The following is a 16,138-nucleotide window of genomic DNA, read 5'->3' on the forward strand; positions in this document are numbered from 1 at the left end:
CGATCAAGCCCAACCCCACGAGTATCTCCCCAAGCGGGATCACCACATTAAACATACCCGCATAGGGCAGCGCAAAATACTCCAAAAAAGCAACGTAGTTGGGATACACCATGCTCCCTTCCCGCATTACAGGGTTCGCCACCGCGTTACTCAGGAACCCTTGCGCATCAAAACCGCCCGTCAGTTTGCCGATTCCCAAACTGAGCCAGGTAATCCCAAGATAAAGCCGGAAGGCTAGCCAAACAAGCGCTGCATATTTGCTTTGTCTAAATAAGTCGCCGATCATCGAATTAACTCCTATTAAGAGGGATTAACAATAGTTTGCGATAAGACACCGCTGCTTCTTTTGACGCAGGTCTACTTTTTAGCACTTAATAATACATAGCTACGCACGCCCTTTTAGTCATTTAACGTCATCACGACCAGGACACCAAAGCAATGGATCAACCCGACAAGCACCGCCCGTTCCAGGTTTGGTTATTAGCGGCCCGGCCTCGTACGCTACCTTTGGCATGTGCCTCTATCCTGCTTGGCTCAGGCCTTGCGGCGCACGCACAAGGGTTTAATCCGAGCGTGCTACTCCTTGCCCTGCTAACGGCGATTGCCCTGCAAGTGCTTTCAAACCTGGCCAATGATTACGGCGATGCGGCGACGGGGGCGGATGATCACCAGCGCATAGGCCCGGTTCGCGCTGTCTCTTCAGGTCTACTAAGCCCACGCGCCATGCGCGGTGGAATGGTGGTGATGGCGGTCGTTGCCGCCCTGTGTGGACTGTTGCTACTGCTGACGGCTTTTGGCAATCAGTGGGCGTCCATTCTCATCTTTATTCTTCTGGGTGCTGCCGCGCTGCTGGCCGCGGTCACGTATACCGTAGGGCTGGGTGGCACGCCGTATGGCTACCGGGGGCTGGGAGATATTGCGGTCTTTATCTTCTTCGGCTTGTTAGGGGTACTCGGCACGTACTACCTGCATGCACAACAACTGGACGGGCTTACACTACTGCCCGCGGCCGCTTGCGGGTTACTGGCAACCGCTGTATTGAACGTGAATAACGTGCGCGATATCGAAAGCGACACGCGCAACGGCAAGATCACCCTGGCGGTGCGCTTGGGCCGCGCTAACGCCATTACCTACCACTGGATATTGCTGGCAATGGCGCTGCTGCTCACCGTGATTTATCTGGTCGCACTGCCCGCCCCCTGGCTTAGCTGGAGCTGCCTACTGGTTGCCAAACCGTTAACAGACGCTGCCAGAACGCTACACCACACCACCGACGGTGAAACGCTTACCGGCATGCTGAAAAAAACCGCGCTATCGACGCTGGTTTACAGTGTACTGCTCTCACTCGGCCTGGCGCTCTATTAAGAGAGGCCAAGCCGCTTGCCCCGTGCTTAAAGCACGACCTCATAACCTTCAAATTTGGGCGGCCCCAGATAGATACCTTCCGGTGACTTGGCGCCCGCATGGGCCTTACGAAACGCCTCTGACTGGGTCCAGGCGCGGAAAGCCGCTTCCGACTCCCATACACTGTGGGAAATAAACACGGTGTGCTCTTCCTGGCTTGCGCCCTGCAACATGTTGAACTGTTTGAATCCGGGCACGTCGCTCAAGTGCGAATCACGCTTACGCCACACCTCCAGAAAATCCTCTTCGCGGCCTGGGGCAATCTGAAAACGGTTCATTGCGATATACATGACAACTCTCCTGCTGGGTTGGTCCTGCCAAGTTAGTTACACGGCGATAACTAGATGGTAACGTCACCGTTAAGTAACGAACAGCTTAGGCTTTAGAAGAAAGCTGCTTGCGCTGCTGGTCGTGCCCGCGCTCTATTATCTGCTGACACCAGCAGATGCCAACAAGCCTGAAGTGCTGGATTAACCTTCTTGTTGCCTGGTCGGCAGGCGGCAGCCAGTGGTTTGGCTGTCGCCTGTTGATGCTAGCGGACTCATCCAGTGAACACTTAACGAGTCTACTGCTGCGCCACCCAGCAGCCAGAGTCGCTCAACGGGCAGGAAATCAAAAGCTCCAAACCCATCGGGAAAAAACATCCCGTTTAGAATTTTCATCACCCATTTCCCAACTTACGCTAACGACCAATAACAATCTGATTTTAGTACGTATAAACTCTAGCCCTTAAACAGTATTAGTGCTGGCGGCTATCAATAACACGATTATCAATAGCCCTGTTATCAATGACGCTGTTATCCACAAGGAACTCTGCATGCTCCGCCCTGTTGATAATTTTAACGCTGCGCTTTCATCTTCACTGCTAACACTGCGCAGCTGGGTAGGATTAGCGTGTGTGTTGTTGCTCTCTGGCTGTGCGACCTTTGCCCCCAACCCACCACAAGACCAGAGCAATATCTGCGAGATATTCCGCGAACAGCCCACCTGGTACGACTATGCACGCGACTCTCAGGAGAAGTGGGGAACGCCCATTGCGACGCAAATGGCGTTTATTCAGCAGGAGTCTTCCTTTAAAAGCCACATTCGTCCTGACCGCAAGTATTACCTGGGCTTTATCCCCGGCCCCCGCCCCTCTTCGGCAAAAGGGTATGCCCAAGCGCAGGACCCGGTATGGGGAGAGTACCAGGAGCAGGCAGGTAGCTTGTTTGCGCGACGCACCAGCATGAAGCACGCCACCGACTTCATCGGCTGGTACAACCACCGATCTCAGCAGCAAGCAGGCATTTCATTAACCAATCCTGAGCATCTCTATTACGCCTACCACGAGGGCGCAGGCGGGTATCGACGTGGCACGTACCAGAGCAAGCCTCAGGTAATCAACGCAGCACGGCAGATCGTCGCTCGCACAAACCGTTATCAATCCCAGCTCAATGCTTGTGAAGCTGAATTTCAATGCCGCCGTTTTTATCAGGTCTGGCCCTTTTGCCGTAGCTAAGCAGTTTTAACATGTCCCTACTCATCGGTTCGTTCTTTGTTTTTGTAGTTTTTTTCACCTCGATGTTATCGGGTATCTTCGGCATGGCGGGCGGGCTGGTACTGATGTGGTTTCTGCTGCTCGCGTTCCCGGCGGCCAGCGCCATGGCCGTTCATGGGGCCATTCAGCTTACCGCTAACGGGTCGCGGGCATGGTTATCACGGCGCTTTATTGTCTGGCGAACGGTCGCGTTTATGACGCTAGGCGTAATAAGCGCCGCCGGGCTGCTGGTGTTGCTTGGCTATAGCGCCAATGCCGCCACGGTGTCACTGTTAATTGGCTTGATGCCCATTCTGGTGTGGATGCCCAAACGCTGGTTCCACCTCAACGCCAACCGAACGAGCCACGCGCTGCTTTGCGGCATGGCATCGGGTGGGTTAACCATTGCCGCCGGTGTATCCGGACCGCTGATCGATATCTTCTTTGTACGTTCTCGGATGGACCGCCGTGAAGTGGTGGCCACTAAAGCAATGATTCAGGTGGTCGCGCATAGTATTAAAATTCTCTTCTACTTGAGTGCTGCGCTGGCACTAGGTGCTGGGGATTGGGGCATGGTACTGCTGGCTGCGCCGCTGGCTATCCTGGGCACCCAAGTAGGTACACATGTGTTACATCGCCTTACCGATGCCAACTTCCGTACATGGACACGCTGGATTGTGACCGGTATTGGCATTTTCTATTTTGCCCAAGGAGTGTACTTGTTAAGCCTGTAAACGCGCCGATTCTAAGCGGGTACGATAAGGCGCATACCATTTATTGACACCTTCATTAACTGGCGCTATCGTCTCGATAGATGAAAATGAGAAACACTCTCTTTCTCTTATCGACGACTTATTGACGAAGTGCAGGCAAATAACATGACCAGTGAGCAGCGACAGCTTCGCCAAACCCTTGGGTTCTTACGAACCTCGTTCGAGGCGATTCAGCACTCAATTGCAGGACGGCTAGACGACCCGCTGCCCTGCTGGCTGGATACTGGAATGCTTTCGATGCTGGCCGGAGAACTTAACCGCTGCTGCAAAGAGGCCAAACCGCTATTTGCCCCTCAAGTAGTTGAGCAAATTTTTCTCGCCGCCCAACAGTGCGAGCTACTGCTAAAACAGTGCCCTGGTGTACTCAATAGCGCTATCTGTCACCGGCAGTTAGCCGCGATTATGCTGCCACTCAACAATGCCCTTCAGCTAATCGTCATACCTCCTAAACGGCGCTGGCCTTGGCAGCGAGATTGAGTTCATCGCGCTCAGGTACATCGTTACTTAGGCACGTCACTAGCCCGGTACGCTGTTAATCAACGGCGCCATCAATGAGTCATCCAAACCCCATCTTTATCAAGGTGGGGTTTTGTTTTATGCCTGGCGACCTCATAACAAATCACAAGGAAGAGTGGTTGGCGCTTACTAGTAAACTGGTCTATTGTGTCATCACTTTAAAGCAGTGCACGCAACAGGAGTTAGCTGAATGGCATTTGAAGCACTTTTTACCCCGACCCAACTTGGTAGTCTGTCGATTCCTAACCGCGTCATCATGGCACCGCTCACACGCGCACGCACACCGGATAGTGTGCCTGGCAAACGGCAGCAAGCCTACTATGGGCAGCGGGCCGGTTCAGGCCTGATTATTAGTGAAGCAACCAATATCTCCCCTACTGCCCGTGGTTACGTCTACACCCCAGGCATTTGGACCGATGAGCAGGAAGCGGGCTGGAAGGAAGTCGTCAATACGGTGCATGCCAAAGGCGGTCGAATTGCGCTGCAACTTTGGCACGTTGGGCGTGTTTCCCACGAGATGGTGCAACCCAATGGCGAACAGCCGGTCGCGCCCAGTGCGCTTAAAGGTGAAGGCGCCCAGTGTTTTGTTGAGTTTGAAGACGGTAGCGCAGGCCAGCACCCCACCAGCACACCGCGCGCGCTGGAAACCGACGAGATCCCCGGCATTGTGGATGACTACCGCCAGGCGGCGGTGCGTGCCAAGCGTGCGGGTTTCGACATGGTTGAAGTGCACGCGGCCAACGCCTATTTGTTGAATCAGTTCCTGGCCACCGGCACTAACCAGCGTACCGACCAATACGGTGGCTCGCTGGAAAACCGTGCGCGCTTCCCGCTGGAAGTGGTCGATGCCGTTGTTGACGTATTTGGCGCTGACCGAGTTGGTATCCGCATGACGCCGTTTATCGAGCTGTTTGGATTAACCGACGATGAGCCTGAAGCAATGGCGTTCTATATGGCGGATCAGCTTTCCAAACGTGGCCTTGCCTATTTGCATCTTAACGAGCCCAACTGGGCCGGTGGCGACATTCAGTTCCCTGACGGTTTTCGCGAGCAGATGCGTGAGCGCTTTAGCGGCAGCCTGGTCTACTGCGGTAACTATAACGCCGAACGTGCCGAGGCCCTGCTCGGTTCAGGCAACGCGGAAGCCGCCGCCTTTGGCCGTCCGTATATCGCCAACCCCGACCTGGCAGAGCGTTTTTATAAGAACGCACCATTGAATGAGCCTAATCACGCCACCTTCTACGGTGGCGACGAGAAAGGCTATACCGATTACCCATTTATGGATAACGGTTATGATCGTATTGGTTAATACGCCGACGTAAATGCGTGTTCATAACAGCAAAAAGCACCACTTGTGTGGTGCTTTTTGCATATATATTCATGTTAGAACGCTGTTACTATAAAAGCTCTGATTACCAGGTCACGTCTTTTAAACGCTATAACTGCCGCTGCTTTTTAAACTGGATTGAATGCCGATGGATAATAATAACACCACTGTATTACTACTTTCTGTGGCCTCATTGCTATTGGCTGGCATTGCTACCGCTATTTTTATCTACATTGTGGTGCCTTGGCATAAGCGTCGGCGCGCCCGCGCTATCGCACGCAAAATAGCGGCTAAAGCCGCCGCAACCCCGCCAACGCCTGAACCTGCCGTTGAGCCTGAGGCAGCGGCCAAGCCCGCCCAAACGTTTAAACAGCATTCGCTGTTTATTCTTTTTAATCAGCCGGGAGAGAGCACTGACCAACGTTTGGCCGAGTGGCTGAAAAGCCATAATGCCCAGTACGACTCGCTCAAGCATGTGTTCTTGATTAGCGGCCAACAGCCTGCCAATCCCATCACCGTCACGAATGCTTTTTTGCCGGGTGAATTACCTGACCTGTACCGGAATGAGCAAGGCACTGAAGCGGTTCGGGGTATCAGCTTGATCGTTAAACCACCGCTGCACAAACGCCGCAATCAGCAGATGTACGTGTATGTGGAGCTGGCCAAAGAAGTAGGCAGCCTTTTAAACGCGGATGTATTGGATATCCACCACCAGCCGGTAACGGAAGCGACCTACGCCTCCATTATCGGCTGATGAGTTCACGCTCAATGCCTTAGCCGTTGATGATGGTGCTGTTTACACCACGCCCTGGCTGCGCAGGTAATCGTCATAGCTGCCACTGAAGTCGACAATGCCGTCGGGCTGCATATCGATAATGCGTGTGGCGAGTGACGACACGAACTCACGGTCGTGGCTGACAAACACCAGCGTACCGGGATAGTTTTCCAGCGCGAGGTTTAGCGCCTCAATGGATTCCATATCCAGGTGGTTGGTCGGCTCATCCATCAGCAGTACGTTAGGATTAGTCAGGGTTAACTTGCCAAACAGCATGCGTCCCTGTTCACCGCCGGAAATGACCTTGATGGACTTTCCAATATCGTCGCTTGAGAACAGCATGCGCCCCAGCGCACCGCGTACGACTTGCTCGCCCCCCTGGGTCCACTGCCCCATCCACTCGAAGAGCGTCATATCGACGGCAAAGTCATCGGCATGATCCTGGGCAAAGACGCCTACCTCGGCCGCATCGGTCCACTTCACTTCGCCTTGATCGGGTCGCAGGTCGCCCGCCAGGGTTTTCAGCAGGGTCGTTTTGCCGATACCGTTGGGGCCGATGATCGCAATACGCTCACCCGCTTCGACGGACATGGAGAAGCGCTCAAACAGCGGCGCACCGTCATCGTAGCCTTTGGTAATTGCGTCAACGTTGACCGCATTACGGTGAATCTTCTTGTTCTGGTCAAAGCGGATAAACGGACTTACCCGGCTGGAAGGCTTGATGTCTTCGAGCTTGATTTTATCGATCTGGCGCGCCCGCGAGGTGGCCTGTTTGGCTTTCGAGGCGTTCGCCGAAAAGCGGCTAACAAACTGTTGAAGCTCAGCAATTTGGGCTTTTTTCTTGGCGTTATCCGAGTGCTGACGCTCACGCGCAGCAGTTGCTGCCGTCATGTAGTCGTCATAGTTACCCGGGAACAGAGTGATCTCACCGTAATCCAGGTCCGCCATGTGCGTACATACGCTGTTCAGGAAGTGGCGGTCGTGAGAAATGATGATCATGGTGCTGTTACGCGCCGTCAGAATATCTTCCAGCCACCGGATCGTGTTGATATCCAGGTGGTTGGTAGGCTCGTCGAGCAGCAGTACATCAGGGTCAGAAAACAGTGCCTGGGCAAGCAGCACGCGCAGCTTCCAACCGGGAGCCACTTCACTCATTGGGCCGGTATGCTGCTCGATGGGAATCCCCAAGCCCAGAAGCAATTCACCGGCACGGGATTCGGCAGTGTAGCCATCCAGCTCAGCGAAACGCACTTCCAGGTCGGCCACGGCCATACCATCTTCTTCGCTCATTTCCGGCAGGCTGTAGATACGTTCGCGTTCCGCAGCAACCTTCCAAAGTTCGGTATTGCCCATGATCACGGTGTCGATGACCCGCTCATTCTCATAGGCGAACTGGTCCTGGCGCAGCTTGCCCAGCCGCGTGCTGTTATCCAGCATGACCTGGCCGGAGGTTGGCTCAAGCTCGCCACCCAGAATCTTCATAAAGGTCGACTTGCCGCAACCGTTAGCGCCAATCAGCCCGTAGCGATTGCCGTTGTTGAATTTGACGGAGACGTTCTCGAACAGAGGCTTGGCCCCGAACTGCATGGTGATATTGGCGGTTGCGATCAAGATGGTGACCCTGGTTAGCGGAGTAATTGCGCGTACAAAGGCTCGCGATTCTACGCGCTCTTGGACAACGTTACACCCTTCGCCTAACGCAGTGTGCTACCGGGCGCGGGCAGCTCCAGCAGAAAGCGTTGCCCATCAATCGCTTGGCATAGCCGAGAGTGCAAAATATCGACAATACCGGAATGTTCACCGACCAGCCTTGTGGCCACAACATTAAGCGCAGGGTGACGCTGTTGAGCGTCCTGGCAAATCTCGGCAATATCACCCTCTTCTCCTGCATGCCTGCCCGGCGAGAGAAACAGCATCGCCAGAACGACCGGCCCATCGTGAAAATCGGGATTATTCAGCAGGTTTTGCAACAGCGGCTCGTTAAAGCGATACGCCTCACCTTCACGCCGTTCCATGGACGCTGCGGCCACGCAAGCAACCTCATCCGCTAACAGCACGCTCAACTGCCCGGCCAGCCGATTGCGCACGGCCGTAACTTCAGGAATAGGGCTGCCATGGTCGACAAGCGCAACCCGGGGGCGCGTATCGTTAAGATGCTCGCGTACGTTGTCAGCCAACAGCCTGGCCAGCCGCAGATCGTTATCCCCCCGTTCGTCCACCAACGGCTGGGCAACTCGCGCACTCACGTTAGGAAAGCGCGCTTGTAGGGTCGCCATACGTTCGGGTAGATAGTCGGTCAAGGCCTTGCTTGGCCCAAAAAAGAACGGCAAAACGATGATCTCGGTAGCCCCTTGCTCCGCGCTGCGCTCGGCGGCTGGCCCAAGGGTAAGTGCGGGAGTGCCCCCTAGTTCATCAGCCGGGATTTTATGGGAGTGGAGCAGTGACGCGGCGCACACCGTCTCGCCTGTTTGTTGGCTGAGCAAGGCCGCTATACGGCGTAAATTGCGGGTGGCGGCCGGGCGTAATGAGCCATTATCGACCAGAAAAATAGCGCGCATGAGTGCTCCAGGGGAGAGTACCCGATCATGTTACCATGGCATTTTAAACCACGTGACGGGGCCCATGTTGATCGATACTACTGCCATCAACCAGCAGCGCCACTGCTTCGATGCAGATGCGGAAATCTGGATTTTCGGGTACGGATCGCTGATCTGGAAAGCGGACTTTCCCTTCCTGGAAAAACGCAGTGCTTATATTACCGGTTGGGAGCGCCGCTTCTGGCAGGGTTCCCATGATCATCGTGGCACGCTGGAAGCGCCTGGTCGCGTGGTCACTCTCACGCCTGTCCCAGGGGCTATTTGCCACGGCATGGCCTACCGCATTACTCCCGAGACGTTAGCGCCGTTGGATCACCGTGAGAAAAATGGCTACTTGCGCGAGTTAACGCCCCTGTTTTTTACGGACAATGTTACGGACAGTGACTCAAGCACTAACGAGGGTGATCAAGCGCAAACGCAAGGGCTGGTGTATCTGGCAACCGACGATAACCCCGCCTTTCTGGGCCCAGCGCCGCTTGATGATATGGCCCGCCAGATTGCTCACGCGTCTGGCCCTAGCGGCCCCAACCGTGACTACCTGGTTAACCTGGCCCAGGCACTGCGGCATTTAAACGTCGATGATGCGCATATTTTCGCGTTGGAGCAGCAGTTAAACCGCCTTTAGTTGCACTATCAATCGTACGGACACTACCAATAGCGCGGATAGCGGCGATGGCGTGCCAGGTTATTAACCAAAATTGCGATCGCCAGCATCACCACGCTGCCCATACCAATAGGAAGCAGCGGGTACCACCAGCCCAGATTATGCACACTGGCACCGCCACCTACCGCAATAAGCGCCGCAGCAGCGCCGGGCGGATGCACCGTATGGGTTAATTGCATAATCAGAATGGAAAGCGATACCGAAAGCGCCATGGAAAGAGGCGTTGCCCCCAAAAGCTGGTAACAGCCCACCCCAATACACGCTGACAGGACACTGCCAAACAGCACATGGCTGGGCTGCGCAAACGGACTTTCCGGTGCGGCATAGATCAGTACCGACGTTGCCCCAAACGAACCCACAATCAGCAACTGCTGGGAAAGCCATGCCGAGCTTAACCAGCAAATCACCGCCATACCGGTAAATGCGCCCAACCATGACCATACAGCATCCTGCCAACCTACCCGATTGCGCTGAATACGTTCGCCCCGCATTTTGCCAAGATACGTTTTCATCTCGCTCTCATTGCACTAAAGAAGTGCGAAATGATGGCAAATTGCACCAAATAGGCAAATGATAAATGGTCATAGCGTTATGAATACGTTTCAAAACATTAACGAGAGAAACGATTAACGCCATTAATACAGATACTTAGCAAGCTTACTTAAGCATCTTAATACTGAGACTGATTACATAATGAGCCAAGAAAGAATAAATAGCGCCAACAAAATCCGCACAATGGCGCCAAACAGTGACCCGCGCAGCAGCGCTCGCACACCACCCCACAATAGATAAAGCCCTATGATTAACACCAGAAGGCTAAAAAATGACGCGTTGATCCCCAGCGAACGACTGAGCCCATCGACAAACTCTTCAAGGGCACCGAAGAAGTTGGTAAAAATAGCCAATAGGAACTCAACCACTGTACGAATTACATCGCCGATGGTTTCCCCCACCCTGTCAAAAAAACCGTTTGCCTGCATGCAATATCCTCAAACGTAACCATCGTGTTGGTTGGCATTGTCAGCTAAAACCCAGCAACGGGCAAAATAATGCGCTCGGCACATGCACATACCAACGACGTTGAGTCGCTGGCTGTGCTCTTATCTAGCCAAGCTAGCCCCGACGATATAGAGCTAAATAGCCATTAAGCCACCATTAAGCCTTCAAGAAGCCAAGCGAAACAGGCTACATTAGGACTGAATCTATTGTGTCCGCCCAATAAAGGAGTCTTCGCAATGCCCAGCGTTTTAATTACCGGTGCAACATCCGGCTTTGGTAAGGCCGCCGCCCAGCGTTTTGCAAAAGCAGGCTGGTCATTGATTTTGACTGGCCGCCGGGAAGAGCGCTTGAAAGCGCTTGAGAGCGAGCTTTCACAGCAGGTGCCGGTATTAACCCTGACACTTGATGTACGCGATAGCGACGCGGTCACCAACGCTATCAGCAATTTACCCGAGCGCTTTTTGCCGCTCACCTGCTTGATCAATAATGCAGGCTTGGCACTGGCGCCCGAGCCTGCGCAGCAGGTCGACCTCAACGACTGGCATACCATGATTGATACCAACATCACCGGGCTGGTCAACGTCACTCACGCCGCGATGCCACTGCTACTGGCGCATGGTAAAGGTGCCAGCATCTTGAATCTTGGTTCTGTAGCAGGCCAGTGGCCTTACCCAGGCGGCCATGTATACGGCGCCTCCAAAGCGTTTGTTCAACAGTTTAGCTACAACCTGCGCTGCGATTTATTAGGCACTGGCGTACGGGTTACCGACCTTGCCCCGGGCCTGGCGGAAACCGAATTCACCCTGGTGCGCACGAAAGGCAATCAGGAAGCCTCCGATGCACTGTATCGCGGTACTACGCCGCTTCAGGCCGAAGACATTGCCGAGCAGCTCTACTATCTCGCCACACTGCCCGCGCATATTAATATTAATCGCTTGGAAATCATGCCCGTGCGCCAGGCATGGTCGCCACTTAATGTTGACCGCGACCCTGTATAACGTCGCAATCCACTAACACGCTTCTGCTTTTTATGCTGCTGCACGGGTGATACTACGCTTCTCCTTCACCAGTGTTCACTCGTACAGCAGCCCTTTATTAGGCTTCTCTGCCTGTCCTTTTTGCTGGCTAACCCGCTATTCTCACGCGCTTTTCTCTAAGCCTTCACCTTATGTCTACCCCTGCCATGCTTGACCTAAATATTTTAAACCTCTATTTGTTATATATAACAAGGCGCCTAATAAATTTCTCCACGCCATCAAGCGTGCCCTGCCAAGGGACCGCCCATCCAGAGGTCGATGTGCATGAATGTGAACATGACGTTTCTTCAAGGGCTACTCTCCAATATCAGTACGCGTACACGTCTCTTGGGTAACGCGTCTAACACCGCACAAAGCAGTGGTGCGCACCTGCAAGCTCTCTCATCAGCCTGTGCAACGCTGATGGAGCGTGGCGGTGAAGCCTCCCAGATAATGACCGCCCAGCGTGCGCTCACTCATTATCAGCAGTTGGCGCCTGAGGAGAGACTGGCGTTCTTTTCGCTGCTGGCCAGCGACTATGCCGCTGAGCCTAGCGCCATCCATAGCGCCTATAAAGCGTACTGTGCGTCGGAGGATAACGCCGCGCTGGAACAACTGTTTAACGCTTGTGAACCGCGTCGTCAGGATTTATTGCGCCGTTTGAACCTTTGCCCAGGCGGCACCTTCGAGCTGGTCAAGATGCGTGCCGACCTGCTCAAGCAATTGCGCCATACGCCAGAGCTTGCCGCGCTCAACAGCGACTTCTCGCATCTGTTTAATTCCTGGTTTAACCGGGGGTTTCTGGTGCTGGAAAGCATCGACTGGAATACGCCCGCCGCCGTGTTGGAAAAGCTCATTCAATACGAGGCGGTGCATGCCATCAGCGACTGGCGCGACCTGCGCCGCCGCCTTGATCCAGATGACCGTCGCTGTTACGCCTTTTTCCACCCGGCCACCGGCGACGAGCCGCTTATTTTTGTGGAAGTGGCGCTTTGTAAAGGCATCCCCGACAACGTTCAGCGTATTTTGGAACATGGCGAAGAAGTGCCGCTGGAGGTAGCCGACACTGCGGTGTTCTACAGCATCAGCAACTGTCAGGCAGGACTTAAAGGGGTGTCGTTCGGCAACTTTTTGATCAAGCAAGTCGTACAGGAGCTTAGCCGCGAGCTGCCGCAGTTGAAGAACTTTGTCACGCTTTCGCCGGTACCCGGTTTCGCCGACTGGCTCGCCGAGCAGCGTGCCTCGCAGTCACTGGTACTGTCAGAGACGCTAGGCACCTTTTTACAGGACCATGAAGCAACCGAGCTGCCCGCCGCCGCGCATAAAGAGTTCATGCGCCTGGCCGCCTATTACTTAACCGAGGCCAAGCACCGTAGTGGCCAACCGCTCAATCCGGTCGCGCGTTTTCATTTAGGCAATGGCGCCAGCCTTCATCGGCTGAATTGGCTGGGTGACACCTCATCCAAAGGGCTGCAACAGGCCCACGGCCTGATGGTTAACTACCTCTATCAGTTGGAGCGTATTGAGCAAAACCACGAAGCCTATACTCGCAACCATAGCGTGGTATGTGCCAATGACATTCGCCGTTTAGCCAATCAGGCAGGCCAGTATTTCAACAGTGAAGCGAACGCCTAACAGCGAGCGCTTTGGATAATAAAAAGGACCCTTTCATGAACCACAATCTTTATCTCAAGTTCTATCCGCATTTTGAACGTCAGTCCAATAAGGTGCTGATGGATACGCTCAACGGCAAGCGCTACCGGTACAGCGATGTTCTCGCTACCAGTCGAAAAATGGCCAGCACCCTGCTTGAGCTGGGCGTTTCACCGGGCGACCGAGTGGCCGTACAGGTCGACAAAAGCCCTGAGATCGTGATGCTGTATCTTGCCTGCCTTCAGGTCGGCGCGGTGTATTTGCCACTGAATACCGCCTATACCGACAGCGAAATCGCCTACTTTCTGGAAGATGCCGAGCCACACGTTTATGTTTGCCGCCCAGAGGTGCTGCAACATGCCCGCGCTATCGCCAGCGGCGTTGCCCATGTAGAAAGCCTGGGCACCAACGCCGACGGCAGCCTGATGGAGAAGGTCGACAAGGCCTCCGAAACCGAACAGGTGTGCGAGGTGTCGGCCGACGACCTGGCGGCCATCCTGTACACCTCGGGGACCACCGGGCGCTCCAAGGGCGCCATGCTAAGCCACCAGAACCTGGCCTCCAACAGCCAGGCGTTGAGCGAGGCGTGGCACTATTCCGAGCACGATCATCTGATCCATGCCCTGCCGATTTTCCATACCCATGGGCTTTTTGTAGCGTGCAACATTACGCTAATCAACGGCGCGTCAATGACGTTCCTACCCAAGCTGGACGTGGATGAGCTGCTTGATCTGATGCCCCATGCCAGCGTGCTCATGGGCGTACCCACTTTCTATACCCGCCTGCTCGCTTCGCCGCGTTTAAACCGCGATATCGTTGCCAATATGCGCCTGTTTATTTCGGGCTCGGCGCCGCTGCTGGCGGAAACCCATGAAGCGTTTGAAGCACGTACCGGCCACGCCATTCTTGAGCGTTACGGCATGACCGAAACCAACATGAACACCTCCAACCCCTACAATGGGAAGCGTCGGCCAGGCACCGTGGGCAAGCCCTTGCCGGGCGTAGAAGTACGGATTGCCGACCGCGAAAGTGGCGCCGCACTTGCCCAAGGGGAAACCGGCATGGTCGAGCTACGCGGGCCTAACGTTTTTCAGGGCTATTGGCGCATGCCCGAAAAGACCAAGGCGGAGTTTCGTGATGACGGCTTTTTCATTACCGGCGATTTAGGCCTGATGGATGACCAGGGCTACCTGAATATCGTGGGCCGCGATAAGGACTTGGTGATCTCCGGCGGCTACAACGTCTACCCGAAAGAGATTGAGCAGTTAATTGATGACCTGCCCGGCGTAATGGAGTCGGCCGTTATTGGTGTGCCTCATAGCGACCTTGGCGAAGGGGTCGTCGCCGTGGTGGTCCCCAGTGCTTCAGACGCCATTAGCGAAGCACTGGTACTGGCCGCGCTGAAGGACCAGGTAGCACGCTACAAACAGCCCAAGCGGGTTTTCTTTGCCGATGCGCTCCCTCGCAACGTTATGGGCAAAGTGCAGAAGAATCAGTTGCGTAACACCTACGCTGACACCTTTAAAAAGGAGCACACCGCCGCTAACGCTTGATGCTGGATCCCGCGCCGCAGGGGAAGGGCTAAGCCCTGACTGCGGTTAAAGAAAGCTTCATACAACAACGATAAAACAGGAAGATTGCCATGGTGATTTACGGAGTTGCCCTGCTCGCAGGGTGTATGTTGGGTGGTCTATGGGCTGGTGATGTGCTGGGTATGCTGCTTGGCGTCAATTCCAACGTAGGCGGCGTCGGTATTGCCATGCTGATGCTGATTTTTCTGGGCGGCTACCTGATGGACAAGGGAAAAATGCCCAGCGGTACCGAAAGCGGCATCACCTTCTGGAACGGTATGTATATCCCCATTGTGGTGGCCATGGCGGCGAGTCAAGATGTTGCCGCTGCCTTCGATGGTGGGATGATCGCGCTCCTGGCAAGCCTGGTGGCCGTTGCCGCAAGCTTTGCATTGGTGCCCTTTCTCACTCGTCTCGGTCATCCGAAATCCTCATCCACGACAGCGGTTGCGTCTGCTTCAAGCGCCAGTAAGGCCAGTAAGTCTCGGGTCAAAACCTCTTCATCTTCTCCGGCGTCTGCGCGCACGCGCACGGCCCGCTAACCTGAGGCTATCGTTATGATTGAATCGTTCGTCACTCAGCTCGAAAAACAGCATCTAATCGCCGCCTTTGCGCTGGTAGGCGGTGCGATGTATATCTCTTATCTGGTCAGCGACAAGCTGACCAAGGGCCGCGTTCACGGCTCAGCCATTGCGATTATGGTGGGCCTGGCACTCGCTTACTTTGGCGGCATTCATACCGGTGGTAGCCGTGGGCTTGCCGATATCAGCCTGTTTGCAGGGCTTGGGCTAATGGGTGGCGGCATGCTGCGCGACTTGGCCATTATCGCCACAGCTTACGGGGTGCGCTTCCAAGAAATTCGCGCAGCGGGCCTTAGCGGTATCATCGCACTGTTTTTGGGCGTTATTGTGTCCTTCGTAGCGGGTGTTGCCGTGGCTTACGCATTTGGCTATCGGGACCCGGTCTCGCTCACCACCATTGGTGCCGGTACCGTCACCTACATTGTTGGCCCCATTGCCGGCGCCTCCATTGGCGCCTCTTCCGACATTATTGCGCTTTCGATTGCAGCAGGCCTTTTCAAATCGATTCTGGTGATGGTGCTGACTCCCATCGCAGCCCGCCATATCGGTCTGGACAACCCGCGCTCTGCGATGATCTTTGGTGGCTTGATGGGTACCACTAGTGGCGTAGCAGCGGGTTTAGCTGCCACCGACCCGAAACTGGTGCCTTACGGCGCGATGACGGCCACTTTCTATACCGGGCTAGGCGCACTGCTTGCCCCTTCGGTGCTGTACCTTGCTGTGCGCGCCGTTTTTTAAAGGCGTAT

Annotated in this window: 18 protein-coding genes and 1 pseudogene; 12 read left to right on the forward strand and 7 right to left on the reverse strand. The window is 54.8% G+C overall.

Annotated features, from left to right (window positions below):
* Positions 1-286 (reverse strand): annotated as a pseudogene (locus ACT3T6_RS14965) (Crp/Fnr family transcriptional regulator); the annotation flags it as partial.
* 152 nt (positions 287-438) lie between these two features.
* Here ACT3T6_RS14965 and ACT3T6_RS14970 point away from each other — a divergent pair.
* Positions 439-1,365 (forward strand): 1,4-dihydroxy-2-naphthoate polyprenyltransferase, encoded by a 927-nt coding sequence (locus tag ACT3T6_RS14970; protein ID WP_193054684.1) that lies wholly within the window; start codon positions 439-441, stop codon positions 1,363-1,365.
* Positions 1,366-1,391: 26 nt separating this feature from the next.
* On the opposite strand, the gene ACT3T6_RS14975 is transcribed toward ACT3T6_RS14970, so the two are convergent.
* A complete protein-coding gene (locus ACT3T6_RS14975; RefSeq protein ID WP_172117880.1) occupies positions 1,392-1,694 on the reverse strand; it encodes an antibiotic biosynthesis monooxygenase family protein in 303 nt (100 codons plus the stop codon).
* Positions 1,695-1,874: 180 nt separating this feature from the next.
* The gene (locus tag ACT3T6_RS14980) at positions 1,875-2,066 is read right to left on the reverse strand and encodes a hypothetical protein (RefSeq protein WP_193054685.1); all 192 of its coding nucleotides are present in this window, start codon (positions 2,064-2,066) and stop codon (positions 1,875-1,877) included.
* 155 nt (positions 2,067-2,221) lie between these two features.
* On the opposite strand from ACT3T6_RS14980, the gene ACT3T6_RS14985 reads away from it, so the two are divergent.
* The 5 genes from ACT3T6_RS14985 (at position 2,222) to ACT3T6_RS15005 (ending at position 6,290) form a co-directional block, all read left to right on the forward strand.
* Positions 2,222-2,902, forward strand: a complete 681-nt coding sequence (locus tag ACT3T6_RS14985; RefSeq protein ID WP_193054686.1) for a transglycosylase SLT domain-containing protein — start codon at positions 2,222-2,224, stop codon at positions 2,900-2,902.
* 11 nt (positions 2,903-2,913) lie between these two features.
* Positions 2,914-3,654 (forward strand): sulfite exporter TauE/SafE family protein, encoded by a 741-nt coding sequence (locus ACT3T6_RS14990; protein WP_193054687.1) that lies wholly within the window; start codon positions 2,914-2,916, stop codon positions 3,652-3,654.
* Between the two features lie 144 nt (positions 3,655-3,798).
* Positions 3,799-4,170 (forward strand): hypothetical protein, encoded by a 372-nt coding sequence (locus tag ACT3T6_RS14995; protein WP_172117878.1) that lies wholly within the window; start codon positions 3,799-3,801, stop codon positions 4,168-4,170.
* A gap of 229 nt (positions 4,171-4,399) precedes the next feature.
* Positions 4,400-5,518, forward strand: coding sequence for an alkene reductase (locus ACT3T6_RS15000; protein ID WP_193054688.1), 1,119 nt, complete (start codon positions 4,400-4,402; stop codon positions 5,516-5,518).
* A 166-nt stretch (positions 5,519-5,684) separates the two neighbouring features.
* The gene (locus ACT3T6_RS15005; RefSeq protein WP_193054689.1) at positions 5,685-6,290 is read left to right on the forward strand and encodes a cell division protein ZipA C-terminal FtsZ-binding domain-containing protein; all 606 of its coding nucleotides are present in this window, start codon (positions 5,685-5,687) and stop codon (positions 6,288-6,290) included.
* A gap of 42 nt (positions 6,291-6,332) precedes the next feature.
* On the opposite strand, the gene ACT3T6_RS15010 is transcribed toward ACT3T6_RS15005, so the two are convergent.
* Complete coding sequence (locus ACT3T6_RS15010) at positions 6,333-7,922, reverse strand: ABC-F family ATPase (protein ID WP_193054690.1); 1,590 nt, start codon at positions 7,920-7,922, stop codon at positions 6,333-6,335.
* 83 nt (positions 7,923-8,005) lie between these two features.
* Positions 8,006-8,869 carry a sirohydrochlorin chelatase gene (locus tag ACT3T6_RS15015; RefSeq protein ID WP_193054691.1) on the reverse strand — a complete coding sequence of 288 codons (864 nt, stop codon included), beginning with the start codon at positions 8,867-8,869 and terminating at the stop codon, positions 8,006-8,008.
* Positions 8,870-8,933: 64 nt separating this feature from the next.
* On the opposite strand from ACT3T6_RS15015, the gene ACT3T6_RS15020 reads away from it, so the two are divergent.
* The gene (locus ACT3T6_RS15020) at positions 8,934-9,533 is read left to right on the forward strand and encodes a gamma-glutamylcyclotransferase (protein WP_172117873.1); all 600 of its coding nucleotides are present in this window, start codon (positions 8,934-8,936) and stop codon (positions 9,531-9,533) included.
* 23 nt (positions 9,534-9,556) lie between these two features.
* On the opposite strand, the gene ACT3T6_RS15025 is transcribed toward ACT3T6_RS15020, so the two are convergent.
* The gene (locus ACT3T6_RS15025) at positions 9,557-10,084 is read right to left on the reverse strand and encodes an HPP family protein (protein WP_172117872.1); all 528 of its coding nucleotides are present in this window, start codon (positions 10,082-10,084) and stop codon (positions 9,557-9,559) included.
* A gap of 174 nt (positions 10,085-10,258) precedes the next feature.
* On the reverse strand, positions 10,259-10,552 hold the full coding sequence (locus ACT3T6_RS15030) for a hypothetical protein (protein WP_087110915.1): 294 nt from the start codon (positions 10,550-10,552) through the stop codon (positions 10,259-10,261).
* Positions 10,553-10,807: 255 nt separating this feature from the next.
* Between ACT3T6_RS15030 and ACT3T6_RS15035 the strand changes: the two genes are divergently transcribed.
* From ACT3T6_RS15035 to madM, 5 genes are all read left to right on the forward strand, one after another.
* Positions 10,808-11,569 carry an SDR family NAD(P)-dependent oxidoreductase gene (locus ACT3T6_RS15035; protein WP_172117870.1) on the forward strand — a complete coding sequence of 254 codons (762 nt, stop codon included), beginning with the start codon at positions 10,808-10,810 and terminating at the stop codon, positions 11,567-11,569.
* Between the two features lie 315 nt (positions 11,570-11,884).
* Positions 11,885-13,222 carry a malonyl-CoA decarboxylase gene (locus ACT3T6_RS15040; protein ID WP_226913617.1) on the forward strand — a complete coding sequence of 446 codons (1,338 nt, stop codon included), beginning with the start codon at positions 11,885-11,887 and terminating at the stop codon, positions 13,220-13,222.
* A gap of 35 nt (positions 13,223-13,257) precedes the next feature.
* Positions 13,258-14,793 (forward strand): malonate--CoA ligase, encoded by a 1,536-nt coding sequence (locus ACT3T6_RS15045; RefSeq protein ID WP_193054692.1) that lies wholly within the window; start codon positions 13,258-13,260, stop codon positions 14,791-14,793.
* An 89-nt stretch (positions 14,794-14,882) separates the two neighbouring features.
* Entirely contained in the window at positions 14,883-15,353 is a 471-nt protein-coding gene (gene madL, locus ACT3T6_RS15050) for a malonate transporter subunit MadL (protein ID WP_193054693.1), read from the forward strand.
* A 15-nt stretch (positions 15,354-15,368) separates the two neighbouring features.
* Positions 15,369-16,130 (forward strand): malonate transporter subunit MadM, encoded by a 762-nt coding sequence (gene madM / locus ACT3T6_RS15055; RefSeq protein ID WP_193054694.1) that lies wholly within the window; start codon positions 15,369-15,371, stop codon positions 16,128-16,130.
* The last annotated feature ends 8 nt before the right edge of the window (positions 16,131-16,138 follow it).

The organism is Halomonas sp. 72 (assembly GCF_052379785.1).
Taxonomy (GTDB): Bacteria; Pseudomonadota; Gammaproteobacteria; order Pseudomonadales; family Halomonadaceae; genus Vreelandella; species Vreelandella citrativorans.